Annotated in this window: 18 protein-coding genes and 1 tRNA gene; 11 read left to right on the top strand and 8 right to left on the bottom strand. The window is 58.1% G+C overall.

All coding sequences use genetic code 11. The annotated features are described in order from the left end of the window. Positions 1 to 5 precede the first annotated feature (5 nt). The 3 genes from DXB98_RS04290 (at position 6) to nagA (ending at position 3,307) form a co-directional block, all read left to right on the top strand. The gene (locus tag DXB98_RS04290; protein WP_117735495.1) at positions 6 to 737 is read left to right on the top strand and encodes a GntR family transcriptional regulator; all 732 of its coding nucleotides are present in this window, start codon (positions 6 to 8) and stop codon (positions 735 to 737) included. Positions 738 to 851: 114 nt separating this feature from the next. Then, complete coding sequence (locus tag DXB98_RS04285; protein WP_117743270.1) at positions 852 to 2,018, top strand: SIS domain-containing protein; 1,167 nt, start codon at positions 852 to 854, stop codon at positions 2,016 to 2,018. 119 nt (positions 2,019 to 2,137) lie between these two features. After that, entirely contained in the window at positions 2,138 to 3,307 is a 1,170-nt protein-coding gene (gene nagA / locus DXB98_RS04280; RefSeq protein WP_117735494.1) for an N-acetylglucosamine-6-phosphate deacetylase, read from the top strand. Between the two features lie 75 nt (positions 3,308 to 3,382). On the opposite strand, the gene DXB98_RS04275 is transcribed toward nagA, so the two are convergent. Then, on the bottom strand, positions 3,383 to 3,967 hold the full coding sequence (locus DXB98_RS04275) for a flavodoxin domain-containing protein (RefSeq protein ID WP_233505087.1): 585 nt from the start codon (positions 3,965 to 3,967) through the stop codon (positions 3,383 to 3,385). Positions 3,968 to 4,123: 156 nt separating this feature from the next. On the opposite strand from DXB98_RS04275, the gene DXB98_RS04270 reads away from it, so the two are divergent. The 3 genes from DXB98_RS04270 to DXB98_RS04255 all read left to right on the top strand — a co-directional run bounded on the left by DXB98_RS04270 (position 4,124) and on the right by DXB98_RS04255 (position 6,671). Further along, the gene (locus tag DXB98_RS04270; protein ID WP_117743269.1) at positions 4,124 to 5,005 is read left to right on the top strand and encodes an aldose 1-epimerase family protein; all 882 of its coding nucleotides are present in this window, start codon (positions 4,124 to 4,126) and stop codon (positions 5,003 to 5,005) included. Positions 5,006 to 5,064: 59 nt separating this feature from the next. Further along, positions 5,065 to 6,000: a hexose kinase gene (locus DXB98_RS04265; RefSeq protein WP_117743268.1), complete on the top strand. Its 936-nt coding sequence runs from the start codon at positions 5,065 to 5,067 to the stop codon at positions 5,998 to 6,000. 197 nt (positions 6,001 to 6,197) lie between these two features. Next, the gene (locus tag DXB98_RS04255; RefSeq protein ID WP_117743267.1) at positions 6,198 to 6,671 is read left to right on the top strand and encodes a YhcH/YjgK/YiaL family protein; all 474 of its coding nucleotides are present in this window, start codon (positions 6,198 to 6,200) and stop codon (positions 6,669 to 6,671) included. A 214-nt stretch (positions 6,672 to 6,885) separates the two neighbouring features. Here DXB98_RS04255 and DXB98_RS04250 read toward each other — a convergent pair. Then, positions 6,886 to 6,961: transfer RNA gene (locus DXB98_RS04250), tRNA-Thr, on the bottom strand. Positions 6,962 to 7,118: 157 nt separating this feature from the next. On the opposite strand from DXB98_RS04250, the gene DXB98_RS04245 reads away from it, so the two are divergent. Then, entirely contained in the window at positions 7,119 to 7,601 is a 483-nt protein-coding gene (locus DXB98_RS04245; RefSeq protein ID WP_117743266.1) for a PTS sugar transporter subunit IIB, read from the top strand. Between the two features lie 188 nt (positions 7,602 to 7,789). On the opposite strand, the gene DXB98_RS04240 is transcribed toward DXB98_RS04245, so the two are convergent. Beyond that, entirely contained in the window at positions 7,790 to 8,842 is a 1,053-nt protein-coding gene (locus tag DXB98_RS04240) for an aldose epimerase family protein (protein ID WP_117743265.1), read from the bottom strand. Between the two features lie 205 nt (positions 8,843 to 9,047). Between DXB98_RS04240 and DXB98_RS04235 the strand changes: the two genes are divergently transcribed. Next, positions 9,048 to 9,812 (top strand): DeoR/GlpR family DNA-binding transcription regulator, encoded by a 765-nt coding sequence (locus DXB98_RS04235; protein WP_233505086.1) that lies wholly within the window; start codon positions 9,048 to 9,050, stop codon positions 9,810 to 9,812. Between the two features lie 107 nt (positions 9,813 to 9,919). Here the strand turns inward: DXB98_RS04235 and DXB98_RS04230 are convergent, their stop codons facing one another. From DXB98_RS04230 to DXB98_RS04220, 3 genes are all read right to left on the bottom strand, one after another. Then, complete coding sequence (locus tag DXB98_RS04230; protein ID WP_117743264.1) at positions 9,920 to 11,152, bottom strand: Fic family protein; 1,233 nt, start codon at positions 11,150 to 11,152, stop codon at positions 9,920 to 9,922. Between the two features lie 366 nt (positions 11,153 to 11,518). Next, positions 11,519 to 12,940 (bottom strand): 6-phospho-beta-galactosidase, encoded by a 1,422-nt coding sequence (gene lacG, locus DXB98_RS04225; RefSeq protein ID WP_199407118.1) that lies wholly within the window; start codon positions 12,938 to 12,940, stop codon positions 11,519 to 11,521. Positions 12,941 to 13,015: 75 nt separating this feature from the next. Further along, positions 13,016 to 14,794: a PTS lactose transporter subunit IIBC gene (locus DXB98_RS04220; RefSeq protein ID WP_117743263.1), complete on the bottom strand. Its 1,779-nt coding sequence runs from the start codon at positions 14,792 to 14,794 to the stop codon at positions 13,016 to 13,018. Positions 14,795 to 15,079: 285 nt separating this feature from the next. Between DXB98_RS04220 and DXB98_RS04215 the strand changes: the two genes are divergently transcribed. Beyond that, on the top strand, positions 15,080 to 16,081 hold the full coding sequence (locus DXB98_RS04215; protein WP_158553145.1) for a LacI family DNA-binding transcriptional regulator: 1,002 nt from the start codon (positions 15,080 to 15,082) through the stop codon (positions 16,079 to 16,081). Positions 16,082 to 16,425: 344 nt separating this feature from the next. Here DXB98_RS04215 and lacG (DXB98_RS04210) read toward each other — a convergent pair whose 3' ends face one another. Together lacG (DXB98_RS04210) and DXB98_RS04205 are read right to left on the bottom strand one after the other, a co-directional pair. Further along, positions 16,426 to 17,865 carry a 6-phospho-beta-galactosidase gene (gene lacG / locus DXB98_RS04210; RefSeq protein WP_117743261.1) on the bottom strand — a complete coding sequence of 480 codons (1,440 nt, stop codon included), beginning with the start codon at positions 17,863 to 17,865 and terminating at the stop codon, positions 16,426 to 16,428. 66 nt (positions 17,866 to 17,931) lie between these two features. Further along, positions 17,932 to 19,701: a lactose/cellobiose PTS transporter subunit IIB gene (locus DXB98_RS04205; protein WP_117743260.1), complete on the bottom strand. Its 1,770-nt coding sequence runs from the start codon at positions 19,699 to 19,701 to the stop codon at positions 17,932 to 17,934. A 357-nt stretch (positions 19,702 to 20,058) separates the two neighbouring features. Here DXB98_RS04205 and DXB98_RS04200 point away from each other — a divergent pair, with 357 nt between their 5' ends. Both DXB98_RS04200 and DXB98_RS04195 read left to right on the top strand, forming a co-directional pair. Continuing rightward, positions 20,059 to 21,063, top strand: coding sequence for a LacI family DNA-binding transcriptional regulator (locus DXB98_RS04200; protein WP_117743259.1), 1,005 nt, complete (start codon positions 20,059 to 20,061; stop codon positions 21,061 to 21,063). A gap of 214 nt (positions 21,064 to 21,277) precedes the next feature. Then, positions 21,278 to 21,616: a PTS lactose/cellobiose transporter subunit IIA gene (locus tag DXB98_RS04195; protein WP_055252615.1), complete on the top strand. Its 339-nt coding sequence runs from the start codon at positions 21,278 to 21,280 to the stop codon at positions 21,614 to 21,616. The last annotated feature ends 230 nt before the right edge of the window (positions 21,617 to 21,846 follow it).

The raw sequence follows: 21,846 nt of genomic DNA, 5'->3' as shown, positions 1-21,846 counted from the left end.
ATAGGATGGCGATCGGAGCGCGTAAGCAACCGCTGTACGATCAGCTGGTCGATATTCTGACCGAAAAGATTGACCATGAATATCGCGCCGGTGACATGATTCCTTCCGAGCGCGAACTTTCGGAACGCTATGGCCTCTCGCGCACTACGGTACGCCTGGCTCTGCAGGAACTGGAGCGTTTGGGACTGGTGGTTCGGCAGCACGGTCGCGGTACCTTTGTGACCGACCGTTCGGCAAAGGCAACCAATCTTATGCAGTCCTACAGTTTTACCGAGCAGATGCGCGCGATGGGTCGCGACCCCGAGACCACGATTCTCGAGTTTTGCGAGATGGAGGCCGATAAGAATCTGGCCGAGCATATGGGATTACGTATCGGTGATCGCATTTTTAAGCTCAAGCGCCTTCGTTCTGCCGACAACATGCCCATGATGGTCGAACGTAGCTATCTACCGGTTCGTCAATTTCTGTCCCTAAAGCGACCGCTGCTGGAGCGTAAGCCGCTTTACGATGTGATTGAGCAGGACTTTCAGCAAAAGATACGCGTGGCCGAAGAGGAGTTTTATGCGAGCATAGCCCGTCCCACCGATGCCCATCTTTTGGGAATTGTCGAGGGTTCGCCTGTGCTCGATTTGGTCAGGACTACGTATAACGAGTCAAACGAGGTTGTGGAGTATACGCTCTCGGTTGCTCGTGCCGATCAGTTTAAATACAAGGTTTACCACCAGCGTGGCGACTAGTGTTCACATCGTTTCCATGTGATGATTCTTTGCATTTAACTGGTTACTACCAGATAACCAACTGAAGTGTATAATTGCACGTCAGAGGATTACTTCTAGAGAGAGGTATTAGAAATGTTCGAGAAGAGTGTCGAGGAGCTCACCGAGCTCGGCGCCCAGATCACCACGGCCGAGATTGCTCAGCAGCCCGAGCTCTGGCGTGATACGCTCAACATCTATCGCGAGAACAAGGAGGCCATCGAGGCCTTTCTGGCCGAGGCTCGCGCTATGGGCGAGGGCCGTCTGTCCGTTGTCTTTACCGGTGCCGGTACGTCCGACTATGTTGGCGATACCTGCGCCCCGTACCTGCGTCACGCTGGCAACACTGATCTCTACGACTTTAAGCCCATCGCCACGACCGACATCGTGAGCGCCCCGCGCGACTTCCTGCGCGCCGAGGATCCCACGCTCGTGGTTTCCTTTGCCCGTTCTGGCAACAGCCCCGAGAGCCTTGCCGCCGTTGCCGTTGCCAAGGAGCTCGTCCACAACGTCAAGTTCCTTAACATCACCTGCGCTCCCGAGGGCAAGCTCGCCGTCGAGTCCGCTGATGACCCCAATGCGCTGACGCTGCTCATCCCGCGCGCCAACGACAAGGGCTTCGCCATGACCGGTTCTTACACCTGCATGACCCTGCTCTCTACCCTCATCTTTGACGAGGCTTCCGACGAGCAGAAGGCCGAGTGGGTCGAGACCATCGCCAAGATGGGCGAGGAGGTCATCGATCGTGAGCCCGAGGTCGCCGATTACCTGGCTGGCGACTTCAACCGCGTGACCTACTTGGGTTCCGGCTCCTTCGGGGGCCTTGCCCAGGAGAGCCAGCTCAAGATCCTCGAGCTCGCTCACGGTCTGGTCGCTACTTCCTACGACACCTCCATGGGTTATCGTCACGGACCCAAGTCCTTCGTCGACGACAAGACCCTCGTGTTCGTGTTCGTCAACAACGATGCCTACACCCGTCAGTACGATATCGACATCCTCAACGAGATCGGTGGCGACGAGATCGCTCAGCACACCGTTGCCGTTCAGCAGGATGGCGCTACCGTCTACGAGGGCGAGTCCTTCACCTTTAAGGGCTATGAGGCACTCCCCGAGGGCTACCTTGCCCTGCCGTTCGTGATGTTTGCCCAGGCCATCAGCCTGCTCAACTCCGTGCGCGTGGGCAACACGCCCGATACGCCGAGCCCCACTGGCACGGTCAACCGCGTGGTTAAGGGCGTGACGATTCACCCCTTCACCGCTTAATCGCGTCCCCCCTGTAAGGGCGCCCGTCCGCTCATAACGGCGGGCGGGCGCTTTCTGTTTTTACTAGGACCGGGTATAAGCATCACCACAGTCAACTGCTTTAGAAGCAAGGAGTGCATATGAGCACGTACGCAATTAAGGCTGACAAGTTCTTCTTGCCGGCAGGTCCGCAGCTGGGCGGCTATCTTATGGTCGAGGATGGCGTCTTTGGCGCCTGGCAGGCCGACAAGCCCTCTTGCGAGATTAAGGACTACACGGGATCGTGGATCGCACCGGGTATGGTCGATACCCACATCCATGGCTTCTACAACCACTCAACTACTGACAACGATCCCGAGGGTATCGATATCAGCTCGACCGAGCTCGCCCGTCGCGGTACCACCAGCTGGCTGCCCACGACGTTCACCGATGGCGTCGAGCAGATCAAGGACGCCTGTGCCGCTATTGCCCAGGCTGACGAGGGCCGCGGCCCCGACTTCTGCGGTGCTCGCATTCAGGGCATCTACCTGGAGGGCCCCTTCTTTACCATGAAGCACGTGGGCGCACAGAACCCCGCTTACCTGATCGACCCCTCCGAGGAGGTCTTCGACCAGTGGCAGGAGGCTGCCGGCGGACGTATCGTTAAGAGCGCCATGGCCGCCGAGCGCGATGGTGCTGCTGCCTATGCTGCCGCCCTGAACGCTAAGGGTGTCGTGACCAGCATCGGTCACTCTGATGCCACGTATGACGAGTGCGTCGCCGCCATCAATGCCGGTGCTAGCTGCTTTACGCACACCTATAACGGCCAGCGCGGTCTGCATCACCGCGAGCCCGGTGTTGTGGGCGCTGCTATGACCACCCCCGAGACCTACGCCGAGATTATCTGCGACGGCAAGCATGTGAACCCCGCCGCTATCAAGGCACTGCTGCAGGCTAAGGGCTGGCAGCATACGGTGCTCATCACCGACTGCTTGGGCTGCGGCGGCATGCCCGAGGGCAGCTACACCAGTGGCGGTATGGACGTTATCATGAAGGACAACCTGTGCTGGCTCGCCGACGGCAAGAGCATTGCCGGCTCGGTGCTCACGCTTGCCCAGGGCGTCAAGAACATTGTCGACTGGGGCATTGCCAGCGCCGATATCGCCATTCGCATGGCAACCGAGGTGCCGGCTCGCTCCGCGCACATCGAGGATAAGTGCGGCAGCATTATGCCGGGTCGCGATGCCGACTTTGTCGTATTCGACCACGAGCTCACCCTCGTCGAGACGTATGTTGGCGGCCAGAGCGTCGGCAACGCCTTTACCGAGTAACGATAGAAAAAGACGGCGGGCCCGAATCTGCTCGGACCCGCCGTATGGGTTAAACGCTCAAAAGCACCTTCACAGTTACAGCTTGTTAGCGATCTTCTTTGCTGTGCGCTTGACGCCGGCCACAAGACCTCCCGCAGGATGCTCCTTTTCGTAGGCTAGACGCTTCTCGCGCTTGGCATACTCTTCGACGATGATATCGCCGTACTCGTCTTCGATTTTGTCGAAGAAATCGACGGCGCCCTTAATTTCCTCGGCGGTTGGGTGTCCCTTTTGGACGCCGCCGGTAATCTTGAACGGTCCCCACGTGTCAAAACCGGGACAGCCGTAGACGCCCATAAATATGGCCTGTCTCATGCGGCAGATGCCATCGATATCCTTGCCGTACCACTTGTTTTTGCCACCGTAGGTCATAAGGCCAAACACCTTGTCCTGCGGCTGCAGCACGTTGGTGAGCACGCGTGCCATATCTTTGTCGATCTCGGAGTAATAAATGCCCGTAGCGACACCGATTAGATGATATTCGTGCAGGTCGGGATACTCGTTTTTTCCGAGCGTTTTTACATCGAGGGTATCGATCTCGGGGTGCGCCTCAACGATGGCGTCCACGAGCTTTTTCGTATTGCCGTGGTGACGCGAGGCGTAGAGGATGATGGTTCGCATAAGAAGGCCTTTCAGCTGTAATGACGTCAATGTCTGTATGGTACCCCGTTGCATGGCTAGGATACCGGGCGCATCGATGAACATGCGGGTTTGTCCTTTGGTTAGGGCCGAGACGGGTACTTGCGAGCAAAAAGCAGTTGTTCGAAAGGATGGGCAATGGAATACGCTCTCTCCAACGATTCGATCTCTATCAAGGTTTCCACAGCCGGCGGCTCGTTTACCTCGATTGAGGCCGACGGTCGCGAGTATTTGTGGCAGGGCGATCCTGCCGTGTGGTCCGGCCAGGCGCCGATTTGCTTCCCGATTTGCGGAGGTCTGCGCGACGGCAGCGCCATGACGTTCGCCGGGCATCATGTGAAGCTCGCCCGTCACGGGTTTGCGCGCAAGCAGGAGTGGAAACTGCTGAGCCAAAGCACGAACGAGCTGGCTGTGTGTCTGGCATCCGAGGATAACGCTGCATTGCTGAAAGATTATCCGTATCCGTTCAAGCTCGTCGCCCGCTATACGCTTGAGGACGCTGCCGTGCGTGTCTCCTATGAGGTCACCAATGAGGGCACCGAGGACATGCCGTTCTTTATCGGTGGACATCCTGGCTTTAGGTGCCCACTCGACGAGGGTGAGGCCTATACGGACTACGAGCTGCGCTTTGAGAAGGACGAGGCTGCGGAACTCTGCACTGCCGTTCCCTCGACTGGATTGATCGATGTGGACAGGCGTTCCAAGAATCCCATGGTGGGAAAGACGCTGCCTCTGTCGCATGAGCTCTTCGATTTTGCGGAGACCATCTTTGACGTGCTCGAGAGCCGTCAGGTCACGCTTTCCAAGAAGGGCGAGGACAAGGGTGTTCGCCTGAGCTTTGAGGGCTTCCCGTATCTTATTGTGTGGAGTAAGCCCGAGGGTGATTTTGTGGCAGTTGAGCCCTGGGGTGGCCTTTCGACCTGTTCCGATGAGGATGACGTGCTTGAGCATAAGCGCGGCTGCCTGATCGCCAAGCCCAAAGAAACCATCGTGCGCTCGTTCACGATCGAGATTCTGTAATTCCGTTTTGTCGACTCGTATCGCGAGGCACAAGGAGCCTGCGAGATAAGGAGCTAAAAATGATCCTCACCGTTACGATGAACCCGTCTGTCGATACGCGCTATCAGCTCGATGAGCTCGTTATCGACGACGTCAACCGTGTGACGCCCGAAAAGACCGCCGGCGGCAAGGGCCTCAACGTGGCCCGTGTGCTGGGTCAGCTGGGCGACGACGTTGTGGCAACCGGTCTGCTCGGCGGCCACATGGGCGCCTATATGGCGGAACTCATGGATGCCAACGGTATTAAGAATGATTTTGTGCCCATTAAGGGCGAGACTCGTATCTGCCTCAATATCCTTCATGCTGGCAACCAGACCGAGTTGCTCGAGAGCGGCCCGACGATAGTCCCCGAGGAGCTCGATGCCTTTACCGCCAAGTTCGCCGAGCTTGCGAGCAAGGCCGATGTCGTTACCATCTCGGGTTCGCTGCCCCGCGGCGTCGAGGCGGACTACTACGCCAAGATCACGGGCATTGCCGAGAACGCCGGCGCCAAGGTGCTGCTCGATACCTCGGGTGCTTCGCTTGAGGCTGCGCTCAAGTCCGAGGTCAAGCCTGAGCTGGTTAAGCCTAACCTGACCGAAATTAACGGCCTTCTGGGCACGAGCTTTACCACCGACGATGTGGACGAGCTTCGCGCCGCGCTCGCCTCTGATGCCCGCTTCTCCGATATCCCCTGGGTCGTCGTGTCCATGGGTGCCGCCGGTTCCGTGGGCTTCCATAACGGCCGCGCGTTCCGCGCCAAGACCCCCGATATCCCCGCCGTTAACGCTACGGGCTCTGGCGATTCTACCATTGCCGGCTTCGCGCACGCCATCGCAGCCGGCGCGGATGATGAGACGGTGCTGCGTACCGCCAATACCTGCGGCAAGCTCAATGCCATGGATCCTATGACTGGCCACTTGGTCATGGATCGTTGGGACGAGGTCTACAACGGCGTTGTCGTGACCGAGCTGTAGGAGCTTGTGCTGCGGCCCCGGCATCGCTTGCTAGCTCATGTCGACGACAAGTGCAGTAGCATTATGCCGGGGCACGACTCCGACTTTGTCGTGTTCAGTCCCGACCTTACCCTGGTCGAGACGTATGTGGGCGGCAACAGCTTTGGTAATGCGTTTGCCGAGTAGCCGCCAAGGAAACGATCCGAGAGGGGATTTAGATGATTTACGGTGCATTGGGCGATATCGAGGAGTATCGCGGAATGCTCAAGGGCCTCGACGTGCTGATCGACTGGCTCGAGGAGAACGACCCGGCGCAGCTCGAGGTCGGCAGCCATCCGATTCTGGGCGACAAGGTCTATGCGAACGTCATGGCTCCCACGACGCGTCCCGAGGCCGAGGCTCACTATGAGACGCATCAGCGCTATCACGACCTGCAGATCGATGTCGAGGGTCGCGAGGCCTTTAAGGTTGCCACGGGCAGCCTGACGTTGGTTCAGGAGTTTGACGAGAAGGACGACTACGATCTGGTCGATTCCGACGCTTCGATCGCCGGCGATCTTGCCGACGACAAGTTCGCGCTGTTTGTTGCCGGCGAGCCTCACATGCCCACGCTCGAGTTCCCGGGCGATGGCGCACAGCCGGTCAAAAAGATTTGCTTTAAGCTGCTTGCAGATGCTTACTGGGAGGAGTAGCGAGCTGCTCGGTTGAGTTGTTCGTCTGATGGCGTGATTCCCCTAGGGAAATCACGCTAGGACCCCGCCAAACATGTTTTCCCTAGGGGAATCACGTTTGGCGGGGCTTTCTGTTTTTGAGCAGGAAGCGATCGACGTGGTGATGCTTGGGTTGGCGTATGCGCACTCAAAATCGGCAACAAAAAAGCCGCCCGAAGGCGGCTATCTTGTGCAATGGAGCCAGCGACCGGGCTCGAACCGGTGACCCCCGCTTTACGAGAGCGGTGCTCTACCAACTGAGCTACGCTGGCGGCCATGTGGTGACGCAACGGAGGCGTCAACGGTTGTCTATGATACGGGACATCACACATCCGCGCAAGTGTTCTGACGGCTTTTCTCGCTTTAAATGCACTAATATTGGAAACGCGATGTCTTGCTCTTACGGGTCTCAAACAGAATGGGGCTGCCATGGCTCAACCCAGGATCCTTCTTACACGTATCGATGATCGGTTTATTTACGGGCAAGACGTTGAGCTGTGGAACGAGGCTGTGGGTTCCAACCTCGTCCTAATCGTGAACGACGAGATTGCGGCGGATTCGCGCAAGTGGGCGCCTATGAGGGTCGCGGCGCCCGATGGCGTGTGGACGCGGTTTTTCTCGGTGCAAAGGACCATTGACATCATTCATACCGCAACGCCGCGCCAATGGATTCTCATCATGGTGGCGTCGCCCGCCGATGCACTCACGCTGGTCAAGGGCGGTGTGCCGATCACCAAGATTAGCATTGGCCATATGCAGGCAGGGGAGGGCAAGCGCTCTGTAACGCCTGCCGTTGCCGTAAGCGATGCAGATACCGCCGCCTTTAAAGAGCTGCAAGCGCTCGGCATAGAACTAGAAATCCGCTACCTCCCCAGCTCCAATCCCGACCCCATCGGCAATCTGTTCAACTAGTCATTGGGGACACCCTTGGCACTTGGGGACGTTCCTTTTGTGCCGGCCTTTTAGGAACGTCCCCAAGTGCCGGCAGATTGGGACAGTCCTCCTCGTCTGGCAGTGAAGACTGTCTCCAATGACTAGGTGGCAAAGCGCCCGTCGGCGGTGCCGGCGGGCGCTGGTGTGCGATATGTCGCGTTGTGGGCCTAGTGCCTCATAAAGTGGTATTCGATCACATTGCTGTATGGGTGACCCGGGCCCACAATGCCCTGCGGGAACAGCGGCTGGTGCGGCGTGTCGGGGTACATCTCTGCCTCGAGGGCAAAGCCGGCGCCCCAGCTATAGTTGGCATCGTCCTTGGCGTGCTCGTCGCCCAGCCAATTGCCAGTGTAGAGCTGCACGCCCGGGGCGGTGGTGTAGTAGTCCAGCTCGCGGCCGGTCCACATCTCCTCGACATGCAGGGCGCGGCGCAGGTTGCGACCGTATTGATAGTCATCGATGCACAGGCAGTGGTCGTAGCCGCGTGCCTGCTTAATCTGCGGATCGTCGGCCTCCATGCCAGGCGCGATGGGGCGCAGCTCACGGAAGTCAAACGGCGTGCCCTCGACCGGAGCAATCTCGCCGGTGGGGATGTTCTGCTCGTTGATGGGCAGGTAGTGGGCAGCGTTAGCAACAAAGAAGTGCTCACAGTCCATTCCGGCGTTATGGCCGGCAAGGTTAAAGTACGTGTGGTTGGTCATGGCCACGTAGGTGGCGCGGTCGCTCTCGCAGCCGTATTCGATACGGAAGCAGCCGGTGCGCGTCACGGTAAACACGGCCGTAAAGGTGCGGTTGCCGGGAAGACCCAGCTCACCGTCCTCAAGCGAGGTGGTCATGCGCACGGCATTGTGGACCTCGTCGAGCTCAACGTCCCACACGCGCTTGTGCAGGCCGTGCTCAAGGTCGCTGTGCAGGTTGTTGACGCCCTCGTTGGCCGGCATATGCCAGTCCGTGCCGGCGATGGTGATCGTGGCACCCGCAGTGCGGTTGGCCACGGGGCCGATGGTCGCGCCAAAGCAGGCGGGGTTGTCAAAGTAATCCTCGAGCTTATCGAAGCCCAGCACCACATCGCGCACGTTGCCGGGGATGTCGGGCACGTCGATGCCCAGCACGGTGGCGCCAAAGTCCATAATGCGAACGCAGATCTCGGGCCCGTTGAGGGTGTAACGATGAACGGGGGTACCGCACGGCGCGGTGCCGAAAAGCTCGGAAGTGATCATTTGGTTCCTAACATCGAGGTATTTCCGACAAACTGTAGCGCGAACAGGCGAGATTATCACTACACCCCACTAAAGCAGGGGGTATTTTTCTCAAAAAAGTGATGATTGAGCTGTACGGGCGTTCATTTTTGACACGCACGGGTCTGATACAATTTGTTCGTTACTGTTTGAATGATATGCACGCATAGAACGGCGAGGATTCATCGTGATTAAGGCAGAGCGACAGGATAGGGTTCGTCAGCTGCTCGAGGAGCAGGGCACGGTCTCGGTCAAGGAGATTTCGGATGCACTGGGTGTCTCGGATATGACGATCCGCCGCGATCTCGAGGAGCTTGCGAGCCTGGGCGAGATCGAGCGCGTGCACGGTGGAGCCCGCAGTGCGCAGGGCCGTCCACATGCTATGTTGCGCCATGAGTATTCGCACAGCGAAAAGCGCACCAAGCATGCCGAGGAAAAGTTGCAGATCGCGCGCCGCGCCGTGGAGCTCATCGAGGAGGGCTCGACCATCTTTTTGGGTACGGGCACCACGGTTGAGCAGATGGCCTCGATGCTGCCGGCATTTCGTCTGCGCATCGTGACCAATTCGCTTTCGGTGTTTAACCTGCTCGAGGCGCGCGAGGACTGCGACCTGTGCCTAGTGGGCGGCATGTACCGTCGCCGTACCGCCGCTTTTGTGGGACCAACGGCCGAGGATACCCTGCGTGCGCTGGGTATCGACGCGGCGTTTATCGGCGCCAACGGCATTCTGGATGGCGACGTGTCTACGTCTAATATGGATGAGGGTCGTATCCAGCAGCTCGCCTTTAGCAAGGCCGACTCGCGCTATCTGATCGCCGACTCCAGTAAGATCGGCAAGCGCGACTTCTACACCTTCTGCCGTCTGGACAGCCTGGACGCCGTGGTGTGCGAGCCGGGCATCGCCGCCGAGGATCGCGCCGCCATCGAGGAACTCACGCAGGTCATTTGCTAGCTAGCGCTGCAAGCGATACATCTGCCCCCTGCCGGCGCGGGGGTACCGCTTTACAATGACGCGTAAATAACTTTGGGCAACAAGGATGAGGCTATTCTGGGATATGACTAGACTCCGTATTTCGTCTTTATGTCCCTTGAGAATGAATCGTAGTCTTCATAGAGCCCCTCTCTGCTTTCATCCTCGGCGTGGTTTACACGTTCAAGGAGCTTATCCTTTGGAGCCTCTTTTGTTATTGCGGCCTCGCTATCGGGTAATGTGGATTGCAAGAATAGTTCTAGAGCATGGACGTCTTTGAGTATGTAGCCCGTCGAACGACCCGCTCCTGTTTTTTCGATTGCGCTGCAACTAACAAGCTGACCGAGGGTTCGTTTAACGGTAACCTCGCTGATATCGGGGCAGTTGGATCGGATGTCGGATTTCTTAATGACACCGGGTCTCTGTTGAAATAGAACGGCGATGCGCGCTTGCTTCGACATGGGACGAGTGCTTGATTCAATTAAGGTACGCTGCTCGAGCTGTCGGTAGGCGGCCAGGGTTGTTCCGAGCATGAAACGGATAAAGGGTGCTTCGGTGTTTTGATTTTCATTCCATCCAGCGGAGCTTGCAGCGAGGGCGTTGTAGTAGAGCGCCTTGTTGTCTTCAATAAGTCGTTCGATGCTGATGTAACGCGCAACGTCGTATCCAGTCTTTTCGAGTAGCAGCGTTGTAAGGAGCCGGCTCATCCTGCCATTGCCATCGTTGAAGGGATGAATGCTGACAAAATCGAAGATGAAGCGGAATGATATAAGGAGGGGGTCGCAAACTTGACGAGATAAGGCGTCGTTGAGGGACCGACAGGCTTCTTCGATAAGTCCGGGGGTTGCTAGGGCCGAAGGCGGCCTAAAGCGCACAAATCGATTGCCTTGATCGTCGATGGAGATGATTTCGTTATCGCTATCTTTCCAATGGCCCCCATACGAGATTGCTGTGTGTACCATGAGGTCACGATGCAACTGCAGAATGACCGATGGCGTTACGGGAATGGAATCGTGTTGCTCGTGAATAAGCGACAGCACATCTCGGTATCCAGCGATTTCTTCCTCTGCGCGGGAGCTTGGCTTGGCGGAATACGCCATGATCGCTTTGAGTCTTTTTTGGGTGGTAACAATTCCTTCAAGTCCGTTGGAGGATTGGGTGCTTTGGATCTTAGCTTCCTCCATAAGGGACGATAGAAGTTCGGGTTTGACTTGACTCAGAGCAAGCTGTCGGCCTTTATGCTCGCGTATCGAGAGGAGGAGGTTGGTGATTGGAGTTGCTTCGAGTTCCGCTGGGACTGTGGTGTAATCGAACTGGCGCATGCGGCTCCTTTCGGTATCACGAACACACTTTCGATATCATAATATCATTAAATGATACCGAAAGTATGTTCGTGATACCGAAAACTAGAAACCATGCTTCATAACTGCTTGGAAAGTTTGGATTTGACTATCTTATTGTCTTGATCTGTAACATCTAGACGGTCAAAAGTGGTCTACATGTTACAGATCGAGATTGTTCGGCCCGGGCCACCCGTTCGTCTAAATCTGTAACAGCTAGGGCCGAAATACTCGACTAGATGTTACAGATCGAGACGAATGATCCGCTCGGGCCCACCAAAACAAAAAAGCCGCATGCGAACCCATGGAGGGATTCGTATGCGGCCGACAGGGGGTATGCGGCAAAAGTTAGGCCATGAGCAGGCCGGTCTCCGCGACGTTCTTGTACCAGTACGCGCTTGCCTTGGGATAGCGCTTCTGGGTCTCAAAGTCGATGTAGAACAGGCCGTAACGCTTGTTATAGCCGTTGGTCCAGGAGAACTGGTCCTGCAGCGACCACACGAAGTAACCGTCGACGTTCACGCCGCCGTCGATTGCCTTGAGGATCCATGCGAGATGCTGGCGCATATAGTCGATGCGAGGGGCGTCGTCGATAAAGCCATCCTCGAAGTCGTCCTTATAGCCCATGCCGTTCTCGGTGATGTAGATCTTCTTGTAGTTGGGGTAATCGTTCTTAATACGCAGCAGCAGGTCGTAGAGGCCCTCGGGATAGATGATCCAGTCCCAATCGGTGGTGGGTACGCCTTCGCGCACGCATGACTCGCCCACGCCCTTGAGGAACCAGCGCGAGGAGCCCTTGTCACCGGTGCCATTGTGGTTGATGTCATTTTCGCCCTCGGCGGCACGCAGGAACTGGCACTTGTAGGTGTTGACGCCCAGGCAATCGTTGTAGGGGAGCGCGGCGGTCAGCGCGGCGATGTCCTCGTCGCGGACGTCGAGCTCGCCGCCGGCGATATGGGACAGCTTGGTCGCAGCCTCCATCGTGTCGGCGGCATAGTGGCCGCGGAAGGTGGCGTCGAGTACCCAGCGGTTGTTGATGACGTCGGCCATGCGAGCTGCCTCGCAGTCGGCGGCGTTGTTGGGGTCGAGGGGATACTTGGGCTCCAGGTTCTGGACAATGCCGATCTCGCCCTCAAAGCCACCCTCATGGAAGGCGACGACGGCCTTGGCGTGGGCCACCATCATGTTGTGCATGAGCTGGAAGGCCTTGTCCAGGCGATACTTCTCGCCGTGCGGCCAGTTGCCGACGATAAAGCTGCCCTCGGCGGTCGCGGGAATCTCGTTAAAGGTAAACCAGTGCTTGACCTCGGTGAACTCGGCAAAGCAGAACTTGGCGTACTCGACAAAGGCGTCGATCGTCGTGCGCGTCAGGAAGCCCTCGCCGCCGTTCTGGTAAAAGGCCTCGGGCGTATCAAAGTGATCGAGCGTGACATAGGGGATAACGCCGGCTTTATTGCAGGTGGCAAAGAGCTCGTGATAGAAGGCAACACCCTCGGGGTTAATCTCACCAGTGCCGCTGGGGAAGATACGGCTCCAAGCGATGGAGACACGAATGCCGTTGATGCCGAAGCGCTGGCACAGGTCGATATCGACCGGGTACTTGTTGTAGAAATCGCTTGCGGGGTCGGGGGAGAAACGGCCCTGAGCAGCCAGGAAATCGTCCCAGGGCACTTTGCCCTTGCCGTGTGTACGGGTCTCGCCCTCAACCTGGTAAGCAGCGGTGGCGCCGCCAAACACAAAGCCGTCGGGGAACTGCATGGGGTTGGTCATGAGTCATCCTTTCTGTGGGATACGAATAGGGAGAGGTGCCCGAACCGGGAATCCGGGCACCAACAGAGGGAGGAACTAGTCGAGGTTCTCGCGGAGCCACTTGATGGCGCCAGCGGGGTCGCGAGTAAGGTCGATATATTCCTTACCGCGGGGAGCGAGCAGCTTAATGCCCAGGCGATCGGTGTCGGCCTTCATGTCGTTGTAGTAGCTACGAACCTGCGGGGCGAGCACGATGACGTCGTACTGATCCATGATGGCAGTGTGCTGACCATAGGCGCCTGCGGAGGAAGCGATGTTCTCTCCGGTCTGCGCGGCACCTTCCTTGATGGCGTTGGCGAGCATGGCAGAGGTGCCGGCGCCGGCGCACAGGACGAGGACCTTCAGGCCATCGACATCCTTCTTGGCGGATGCATCGGCAGCGGGCTCGGGCTGATCGGCGACAGGCTCGCTGCCGGCGGCGGCAGCGGTCGTCTCGACGGAAACGGTAGCCTGCTCGACAGCGGGCGCAGGGGCGTTGGCGGCGATGGCAGCGGCACCATCGGACTCGAGACCCAGCTCGGCGGCGCGCTCGGCCTCCTGGTCGCAGAGCAGCTTATCGTATGCCTTCAAGAACGGCAGGTAGATGATGGCGTCCAGCAAGATGATGATCGCGACAAATACCAGGGCGATAAGCTGGAAGTTCGTGGTGATGAAGATGCCGATGGGGGCAGGGGTAGCCCAAGGCACCACGAAGGAGAAGCCGTTCATGCCCACGTTGTCGATAAAGAACTTGGCAACACTTACGTTGGCACAGCCGGCGGCAACAAAGGGGATGAGCATGTAGGGGTTAAGGATCATCGGCGCGCCAAAGAGCAGCGGTTCGTTGACGGCGAAGGCAACAGGAACGATCGAGGCCTTACCGACGGCTTTGAGCTGCTTGGACTTCATAAAGAGAATCAGCAGAAGCGGCACGATGAACGTGGCGCCGGTGCCGCCGAACTCACCCACGAGCGACATGTTAAAGGTGAGGGAGTGGGCGGGGTGGCCGCCGGCCAGCAGAACCTGCAGGTTCTCAGCCTGGTTGGCAAGACGGATGGGGTCGATGCCCGGCTGGACGATCGAGGGGCCGTGGACACCGATGAACCAGAAGAACGCGGTGGCTGCCTGGATAAGGATAAGGCCAGGATAGGTTTCTGCCGCAGTGAAGAGCGGGGAGAGCAGCTTGATGAGCAGCTCGGAGAACGGAACGCCCATGAGGTTGCGCACGACAACATCGATGATGCCGCAGATGATGACAGCGCCGCCAAAGGGGATGATGTCGCGGAAGTTCTGAGCGATGGCGCCCGGAACCTCCTTGGGCAGCTTAATGGTCAGATCGCGCGAGACGCAGAACTTATAGACCCACACGGTAATGAACGCGGCGATATAGGCCGAGAACAGGCCGCGCGTACCCATGCTGGTGCAATCGAAGACAGAAAGCTCGGAGCCGTCGAACTTGGTGGTGAACTGCGTAACAGCGAGCAGCAGCATGCTGCACTGGGCGGCAACCATGGTGGAGCCGTCGTTGAGCACCTTGCCGGCGGGCATGCGACGGTTCATGGAAGCCGTAAAGTTCTTGGCGGTGGTGCCGGCAACCATGATGCCCATGACGCCCATGGTGAAGTTGTACAGCTTGTTGCACCAGTCGATGAGCGGCTGGGGCAACGTGATTCCAACTACGCCGGGAAGGGTGGCGATCAGCAGAAAGATCGAAGAGGTAAGGACGATGGGCATGCACCCAAGGAATCCGTCTTTGATGGCCTGGAGGTAGACATTCCTCGAGATCTTCTCAAAGAACGGTTGATGCTTCTCGAGCATCTTTACGATGGCGTCCATAGAGCTCCTTTGCTACTTGATGCGCGATGCATGTGGATGGAACTGGTCGTCGATGGATGGTCAGGACTGCCCGGAAGCCTTCCTGCTTAAGGAAGGCATTGCGAAATGACAACGTTGTCATTTCGTTAATGACAACGTAAGACATTTTTGGAAGAGCAACAAGGATATACGGGCGAGCGGTCGATATTGTCCGGTGAATGGTTGATTTATCAGTCAGGCAGGTAGTGTATGCTAGAACGCAAAAAAACAAGCGATAGAGAACCGAGTGGAGAAGCAGTGGCAACGATGGACAAGAAAAACGTCTCGATGAACGATGTGGCGATTGCCGCGGGTGTTTCTCTCAAGACGGTGTCGCGCGTGATCAACGAGCCCGATAGCGTGCGAGAGTCGACACGCGATAAGGTCCATTCCGCAATGGAGGCGCTCGGGTTTCGAACCAACTTTGCCGCGCGTTCGCTCAAGTTGGGCCGTTACGGGTGTATCGGCGTGGTGCTGTTTCACTTGTCGGGCGGCGCCGTGGACATGATTGACGGTATTGCCGATGCCGCCGAAGAGCGGGGCTTTGCTCTCACGATGATCAAAAAGCGGGCGGGGGAGAAGATGACCCTTGCCGATGCGGCGCACAGAATGTCGCAGCTTCCCGTCGACGGCATGATTTTCAACCTGCGTCAGATGGTCGATGACTTTGATGCCTTTGAGGCACCGAAGGACCTCAAGACGGTGATTATTACGCCGATGGAGCATCCTACCTGCTCCACCGTCAGTGACGACCAAGAGGGCGGCGCGCGCATGGCGTGCGAGTACTTCTTGAATCACGGGCACAAGAACGTGTACTTCGTTTCTGGTAAAAAAGAGTCACTGTCGAGCCAGTGCCGTATGAAAGGTTGGCGAGCGGCACTCGAGGCGCGTGGCATTGAGCCGCCCGAGCCTCTGCAAGGCGATTGGAATGCGGATAGTGGCTATGCCGCGGGCCTTGTGCTTGCCGATAAGCCCGATTGCACGGCGGTCCTCGCTGCTAACGACTGCATGGCAAACGGCGTGATGATGGCTCTACGTGACAAGGGTCTGAGTGTGCCCGACGATGTGTCCGTGATCGGCTTCGACGATGAACTCTACAAGACGATTCCCAACTCGATTCTGACGTCGGTGAAGTTCCGTCACCGCGAGCTGGGCGTCCGTGCGCTTAACGAGGTCGTCGCAGGTCTGGAAGCCCCGAGCTCCAGAAGCCGTACGCTCGTCTCGGGCGTGTTGGTCGAACGTTCCAGCGTAAAGGACCTGCGGGCGTAGGGTTTTTCGGCCCGTTCGTCTCAATCTGTAACAGGTAGAGCCGAAAATCTCAGCTAATTGTTACAGATTTAGACAATTCGGTCCGGCTTATTCCGCTTGTCTCGATCTGTAACAACTAGACGGTCAAAAGTGGTCTACATGTTACAGATCGAGATTGTTCGGCCCGGGCCGCCCGTTCGTCTCAATCTGTAACAGCTAGGACCCAAAAACTCGGCTAGATGTTACAGATTGAGACAAACGGCTTCCGACCTGCACAAAAAGGCCGGGGGCAGCGCGTCGTGTGACGTGCCGCCCCCGGCTGAGAAATGGGGACAGGTTATGTGGGCGGGTAACCCCGTCAGCCGCTAGTCCAGACGGCGGGTCTGCGCTACGTGCTTGTACCAGTAGGCGCTTGCCTTGGGCGTGCGCTTCTGGGTTTTAAAGTCAACGTAGAAGAAGCCATAGCGCTTGTTGTAGCCATTGGTCCAGGAGAACTGATCCTGCAGGCTCCACAGGAAGTAGCCACCCACGTTGACGCCCACCTCCATGGCCTTAAGCAGCCAGCGCAGGTGCTGCTCGATGTAGTCGATGCGCGGCTGGTCGTCCACAAAACCGTCCTTGTAGGGGTCCTTGTAGCCCATGCCGTTCTCGGTGATGAAGATCTGCTTGTAGTTGGGGTAGCGCTGCTTAATGTAGACGAGAAGATCGAACAGACCCTCGGGATAGATAATCCAGTCCCAGTCGGTGGTGGGGATGCCAGGCTTGTTCACATGCTCGCCAATGCCCTTAACGCGCCAGCGGCCGGTGCCCTTCTCACCCGTACCGTTGTGGTGCAGGTCGTTCTCGCCATCGTAAGCCTTGAGGAAGCGGCACTGGTAGTTGTTAACGCCCAGGTAGTCGTTGTAGAGCGCGGCCTCGCGCATAATCTCGAGGTCCTCGTCCAGGATCTCGATGGTGCCGCCTGAGACGGCAGCCAGGCGGTTGGCGCACTCGAGGGTGTCGGGGGCATAGTCGCCGCGGAAGGTGGCGTCGAGCAGAAACTGGTTCTGCAGCACGTGCTCGTTGTTGGCGGCTTTGATGTCGGCGGGGTCGTTCTCGTTGAGCGGATACTTAAACTCCAGCGACTGAATGACGCCGATCTTGCCCTTAAAGCCGCCGTTGTGGAAGGCCAGCACGGCCTTGGCGTGGGCGAGCATCATGTTGTGCTCGCACTGGAAGGCCTCGGCCAGATGCGCCTTGACGCCACCGGGGAAGGTGCCCTCAATGTAGGTGTTGGAGGCGTCGGCCCAGATCTCGTTAAAGGTGAACCAGTAGGTTATCTGGTCGGCGTACTCCTTAAAGCAGAAGGTGGCAAAGTCCACAAAGGCGTCGATGGTCTCGCGGTTGAGGAAGTCGCCCTTCTCAAAGAGGGGAAGCGGCGTATCGAAGTGATGCAGCGTGACAAACGGCTCAACGTGGTGCTTGTGGCACTCGGCGAAGAGGTCGTGGTAGAACTGGACACCCTCGGGGTTGATTTCGCCGGTACCGTTGGGGAAGATGCGGCTCCAGGCGATGGAGAGGCGGATGCCGTTGATACCGAACTCCTCGCACAGCTCCAAGTCGACGGGGTACTGGTTGTAGAAGTCCGAAGCGGGATCGGGGGAGAAGCGCCCCTGGGCCTCCAGGAAGTCGTCCCAGGCAACCTTGCCCTTACCGTGGGTGCGGGTCTCGCCCTCTACCTGGTAGGCAGCGGTGGCGCCGCCAAAGACAAAGTCCTCGGGAAACTGCGCGGGCGGGTTGGTGACGCTAGCAGGGTTAACGGACATGATGATCCAATCGTTTAAATCGAAGGGCCAGCCTGTCTTGGATAGCTGGCTGGCCCTAAGCGTTGCTTACTTCGACAGCTGCTCGCTCACAAAGGCGAGAGACTTGTCGCCGTTCTGGGAGAGCTCGATGTACTGCTTACCACGGCAGGCGACGCACTTGTTGCCCACGCGCTCGCAGTCCTTCTGCAGGTCGGCCAGGTAGCTGGCAGCCTGCGGAGCCAGGACGACCAGGTCAAAGTCGGGAAGCATGTCCACGTGGTTGCCATAGGCATCGGCAGCGGTCTCAAGATCGATGCCGCGCTCCTTGGCGGCCTTGGCCAGCGCGTTGGCGAGCAGGCCCGAGGTGCCGCCGCCCTGGCAGAGCACGAGCACGCGCTTGCCGTTGAGGTCGCTGGCGGCCGTAGCCTCGGTGGTGGCAGCAGCGGGGGCGGCGTCAGCCTTCACGGCCTCGGCAGCGGCGCCGGCAGCAACGCTCTTGGCGTCAGCCTTGCCCTGGAAGGCATCGTTGAGCTTGGCGGCCTTCTCGGCGTTCTTGGCGGCGAGCTCCTCCTGGGAGATCTCGGCCTCCTCGGCGCACTTCTGGGCGTCATAGGCACGGAAGAACGGATAGTACAGAACGAAGTCGACGACCAGGATAAGGGCGAGCATCACAAAGGCGAGCGGCTGGAAGCCCAGGCCCATGATGGTGCCGATGGGGCCGGGGACGGTCCAGGGCAGGGTGTACATAAAGCCGTTCATGCCCAAGAAGTCGATAAAGATCTTGAGGATCCAGATGTTGGCGATCGGGGCAAAGACAAACGGGACAAAGAAGACGGGGTTGAGCACGATGGGCGCGGCGAACAGCAGCGGCTCGTTGACGGCAAAGCACACGGGGACGATAGCTGCCTTACCGACGGCGCGCATCTCCTGAGACTTGGCCAGGAAGCAGAACATAAAGACCAGGACGAGCGTGGCGCCGGTGCCGCCCATGCAGACGACGAAGTACTGGGCACCCTGGGTCAGGACAGCGGAAGCGTGCTGGCCGGCCTGGAACGCAGCTAGGTTGTCGGTCATGTTGGCAACGAGAGCGGCGGCGATGGCGGGCTCGACGATCGAGGGGCCGTGGACGCCCACGAACCAGAACAGGCTCATGGCGCCGTAGATCACAGCGAGGCCGATGTAGCCATCAGCAGCGGTGAACAGGGGCTGGAACACCTGGATGACGCCTTGGGCAAAGCAGAAGCCAAAAGCAGCGCGGAAGACGATGTCAAAAACCCAAAAGACGGTGATGCAGACGGAGAAGGGGATGATGTCCTTGAAGGTCTGCGAGATGTTGGGCGGAACCTGCTCGGGCATCTTGACGGTGATGTTGCGCTTAATGAAGAACTTGTAGATGATGCCGGTCACAAACGCAGCGATGAAAGCGGTCAGCAGGCCCTTGGAACCAAGGTAGGTGGTGTTGAAGCCGCTGACAGCGTTCGTGGCGATGGTATCGCTCGAAAGGAGCAAGAAGCCGATGATGGCCGCGCACATGCACGAGATGAAGTTGATCTGGTTGTTCTTGGGCAGATCGCGGTTCTGAGCGTCGGCGAAGTGCTTGGCCGTGGTGGCGGCGCAGGCGATGGCCAGGATGCCCATGGAGTAATTGTAGCACTTCCACAGGGCGTTGTTGATGTCATCGGGCCAGTAGAAACCCCAGATGTTGGGGACCGAGGCTACCAGGCAGAAGATGGACGAGAAGATGATGATGGGGATGACGGAGATAAAGCCGTCGCGGATCGCCTTGAGGTACTTGTTGCGGGCGATCGCGTTGAAAAAGGGCTGGCCCTTTTCGATGATGGCGATGAGTTGCTCCATGCAATGCTCCTAAGAGTCGGTGGGTTAGCAACGATGGTAGCTTTTAGCTTTCGGTTGCCAAAATGTTGACGTTGCCATTTTGTGACACAAAAAAAGAAGTGAACCGGTGGTTCCTGTGCCTGCGAACCGTCGATTCCTTACGCGTAAACGTTTGAGCCGCCCGGTGGCTCTGTGTTTGCACAATGGCAACGTTAACATTTGGGCGACAAAAGCCGTTCGGGGAAGCAAAAATGTCGGTGAACGGTAGGTTTTGGGTGGTGAGCGTATGGTGGGGGAGGCGTTGGATATACTTGAAGGCGTTAAAAATGACTGCGCAAGGTGCCACCAATGGCATCGTTGACATAGAAAGATCGACCTATGGCCGCTGTTAAAATATCGGTATCCGTCAAAGACGTAGCGCGCCTCGCGGGCGTCTCGGAGCAGACGGTCTCGCGCACCGTGCACGATTCGCCCAGCGTGCGCTCCGAGACCAAGGAACGCGTGCGTGCCGCCATGCGCGAGCTGGGGTATCGCCCCAATTTTGCCGGTCGATCGCTGCGCCGCGGTAAGTTTAAGACCGTCGGCGTCGCCATGTTCAACATTACCGGCACCGGCAATCTCGACCGTATGGAGGGCTTTGCCGCCGCTGCCGACAAACACGGCTATGCCATCACCCTCACTAAAGTAGACGGGCATCCGTATACCCTCGAGAGCGCATCGTCGCGCATGAGCGCACTGCCAGTGGACGGTATGGTTGTGATCATGAATCGCATGCCGGCAGACTTTGGCACTTTTGAGCCGCTGCCCGGCATGCAGACGGTGCTCGTTACGATGTTGGAGCACCCGCTCTGTTCAACGGTCGATAACGACCAGTTCGATTGCTCGCGCCAGGTGGTCGAGTACTTGCTGGAGCGGGGGCACAAGACCGTGCACTTTATCTCGTGTCCCGAGCGCTCGCTTTCGGGCATGCGGCGCGAGGAAGGCCGGCGCGAGACATTGCGTGCGCATGGCATTGAGCCACCGCGACTTATCCGTGGCGATTGGACGGCGCAGAGCGGATATGCCGCAGGTCAGGCCCTGGCGGATGATCCGACCTGTACGGCCATTTATGCTTCCAACGACGCCATGGCCTACGGCTGCATTCGCGGGCTCGAGTCGCGCGGAAAGCGCGTGCCCGAGGACGTGAGTGTGGTGGGTGTTGATGACAGCCTGGGCGATATCGTGCCCGACCGTCGCCTGACCACGGTGCGCTTTGACAACAAGCGCGTCGGCATGTGGGCGGTCGACAAGATTGTCGGCGCCGAGGGCGTTGCGCCCGGTGTGGAGCACATGCTGTTTCCGGGCGTGCTCGTCGAGGGTGATACGGTGCGCGATGTACGCTAGGGCGCAGGTCTGTTTGGGTTGCCGCTAATTGTGTTCGATATTGTTCAGATTGGTTTAAAAACCGTTCACGGGCGAAAAGCGACCGTTCATAGCTCGAAATCACGTTTTGCGCTGTTCTTTTTTGTTTGAATGTTATTGTTTCTGTCATACACAACGCAGCGCGTATGCCCGGACGCGATGCTCTCCATTGGTTCATATGTGAAAGGAACGCAATATGGCAACCAAAGAAGAAATCTCGATGGTTGGATTCGAGATTGTCGCATACGCAGGTGACGCCCAGACCGATCTGCTTGCAGCGCTCGATGCTGCTCGCGAGGGTGATTTTGAGAAGGCCGAGCAGCTGCACAAGGATGCCAGCGATGCACTCATCGGCGCTCACGACACGCAGACCAAGCTACTGTCGCAGGAGGCCGGCGGCGGCGAGATGGAGATGACCTTCATCATGGCTCACGCCCAGGACACCCTCATGACCACCATGATTCTGGAGAAGCAGGCCCGCTTTACCATCGATGCCTACAAGCGCATCGCCGAGCTCGAGGCCAAGCTCGCCTAACGAGTCCTCACAATCAAGTCCCCTTCCAAAAGCTCTGCCGCAAACCCGCGACAGGGCTTTTTCCGTCCTCCTCCAAGTTGCGGCATCCGGCAGTTGGGGACGTTCCCTATCTGCCGGCAGTTTGGGCCACTCCTTTAGTCATTGGGGACGTTCTTAAACGACTAGTCGTTGGGGACAGTCTTGGGGTGCTCTGCCGCCCTTCCGTTCGGTTTTTCGCTGGGTGGGTATAC

The sequence above is a fragment of the Collinsella sp. OM07-12 genome (assembly GCF_003438275.1).
Taxonomy (GTDB): domain Bacteria; phylum Actinomycetota; class Coriobacteriia; order Coriobacteriales; family Coriobacteriaceae; genus Collinsella.
The sequence above is the reverse complement of the archived record's forward strand: the minus strand, read 5'-3'. Positions and strand labels throughout refer to the sequence as shown.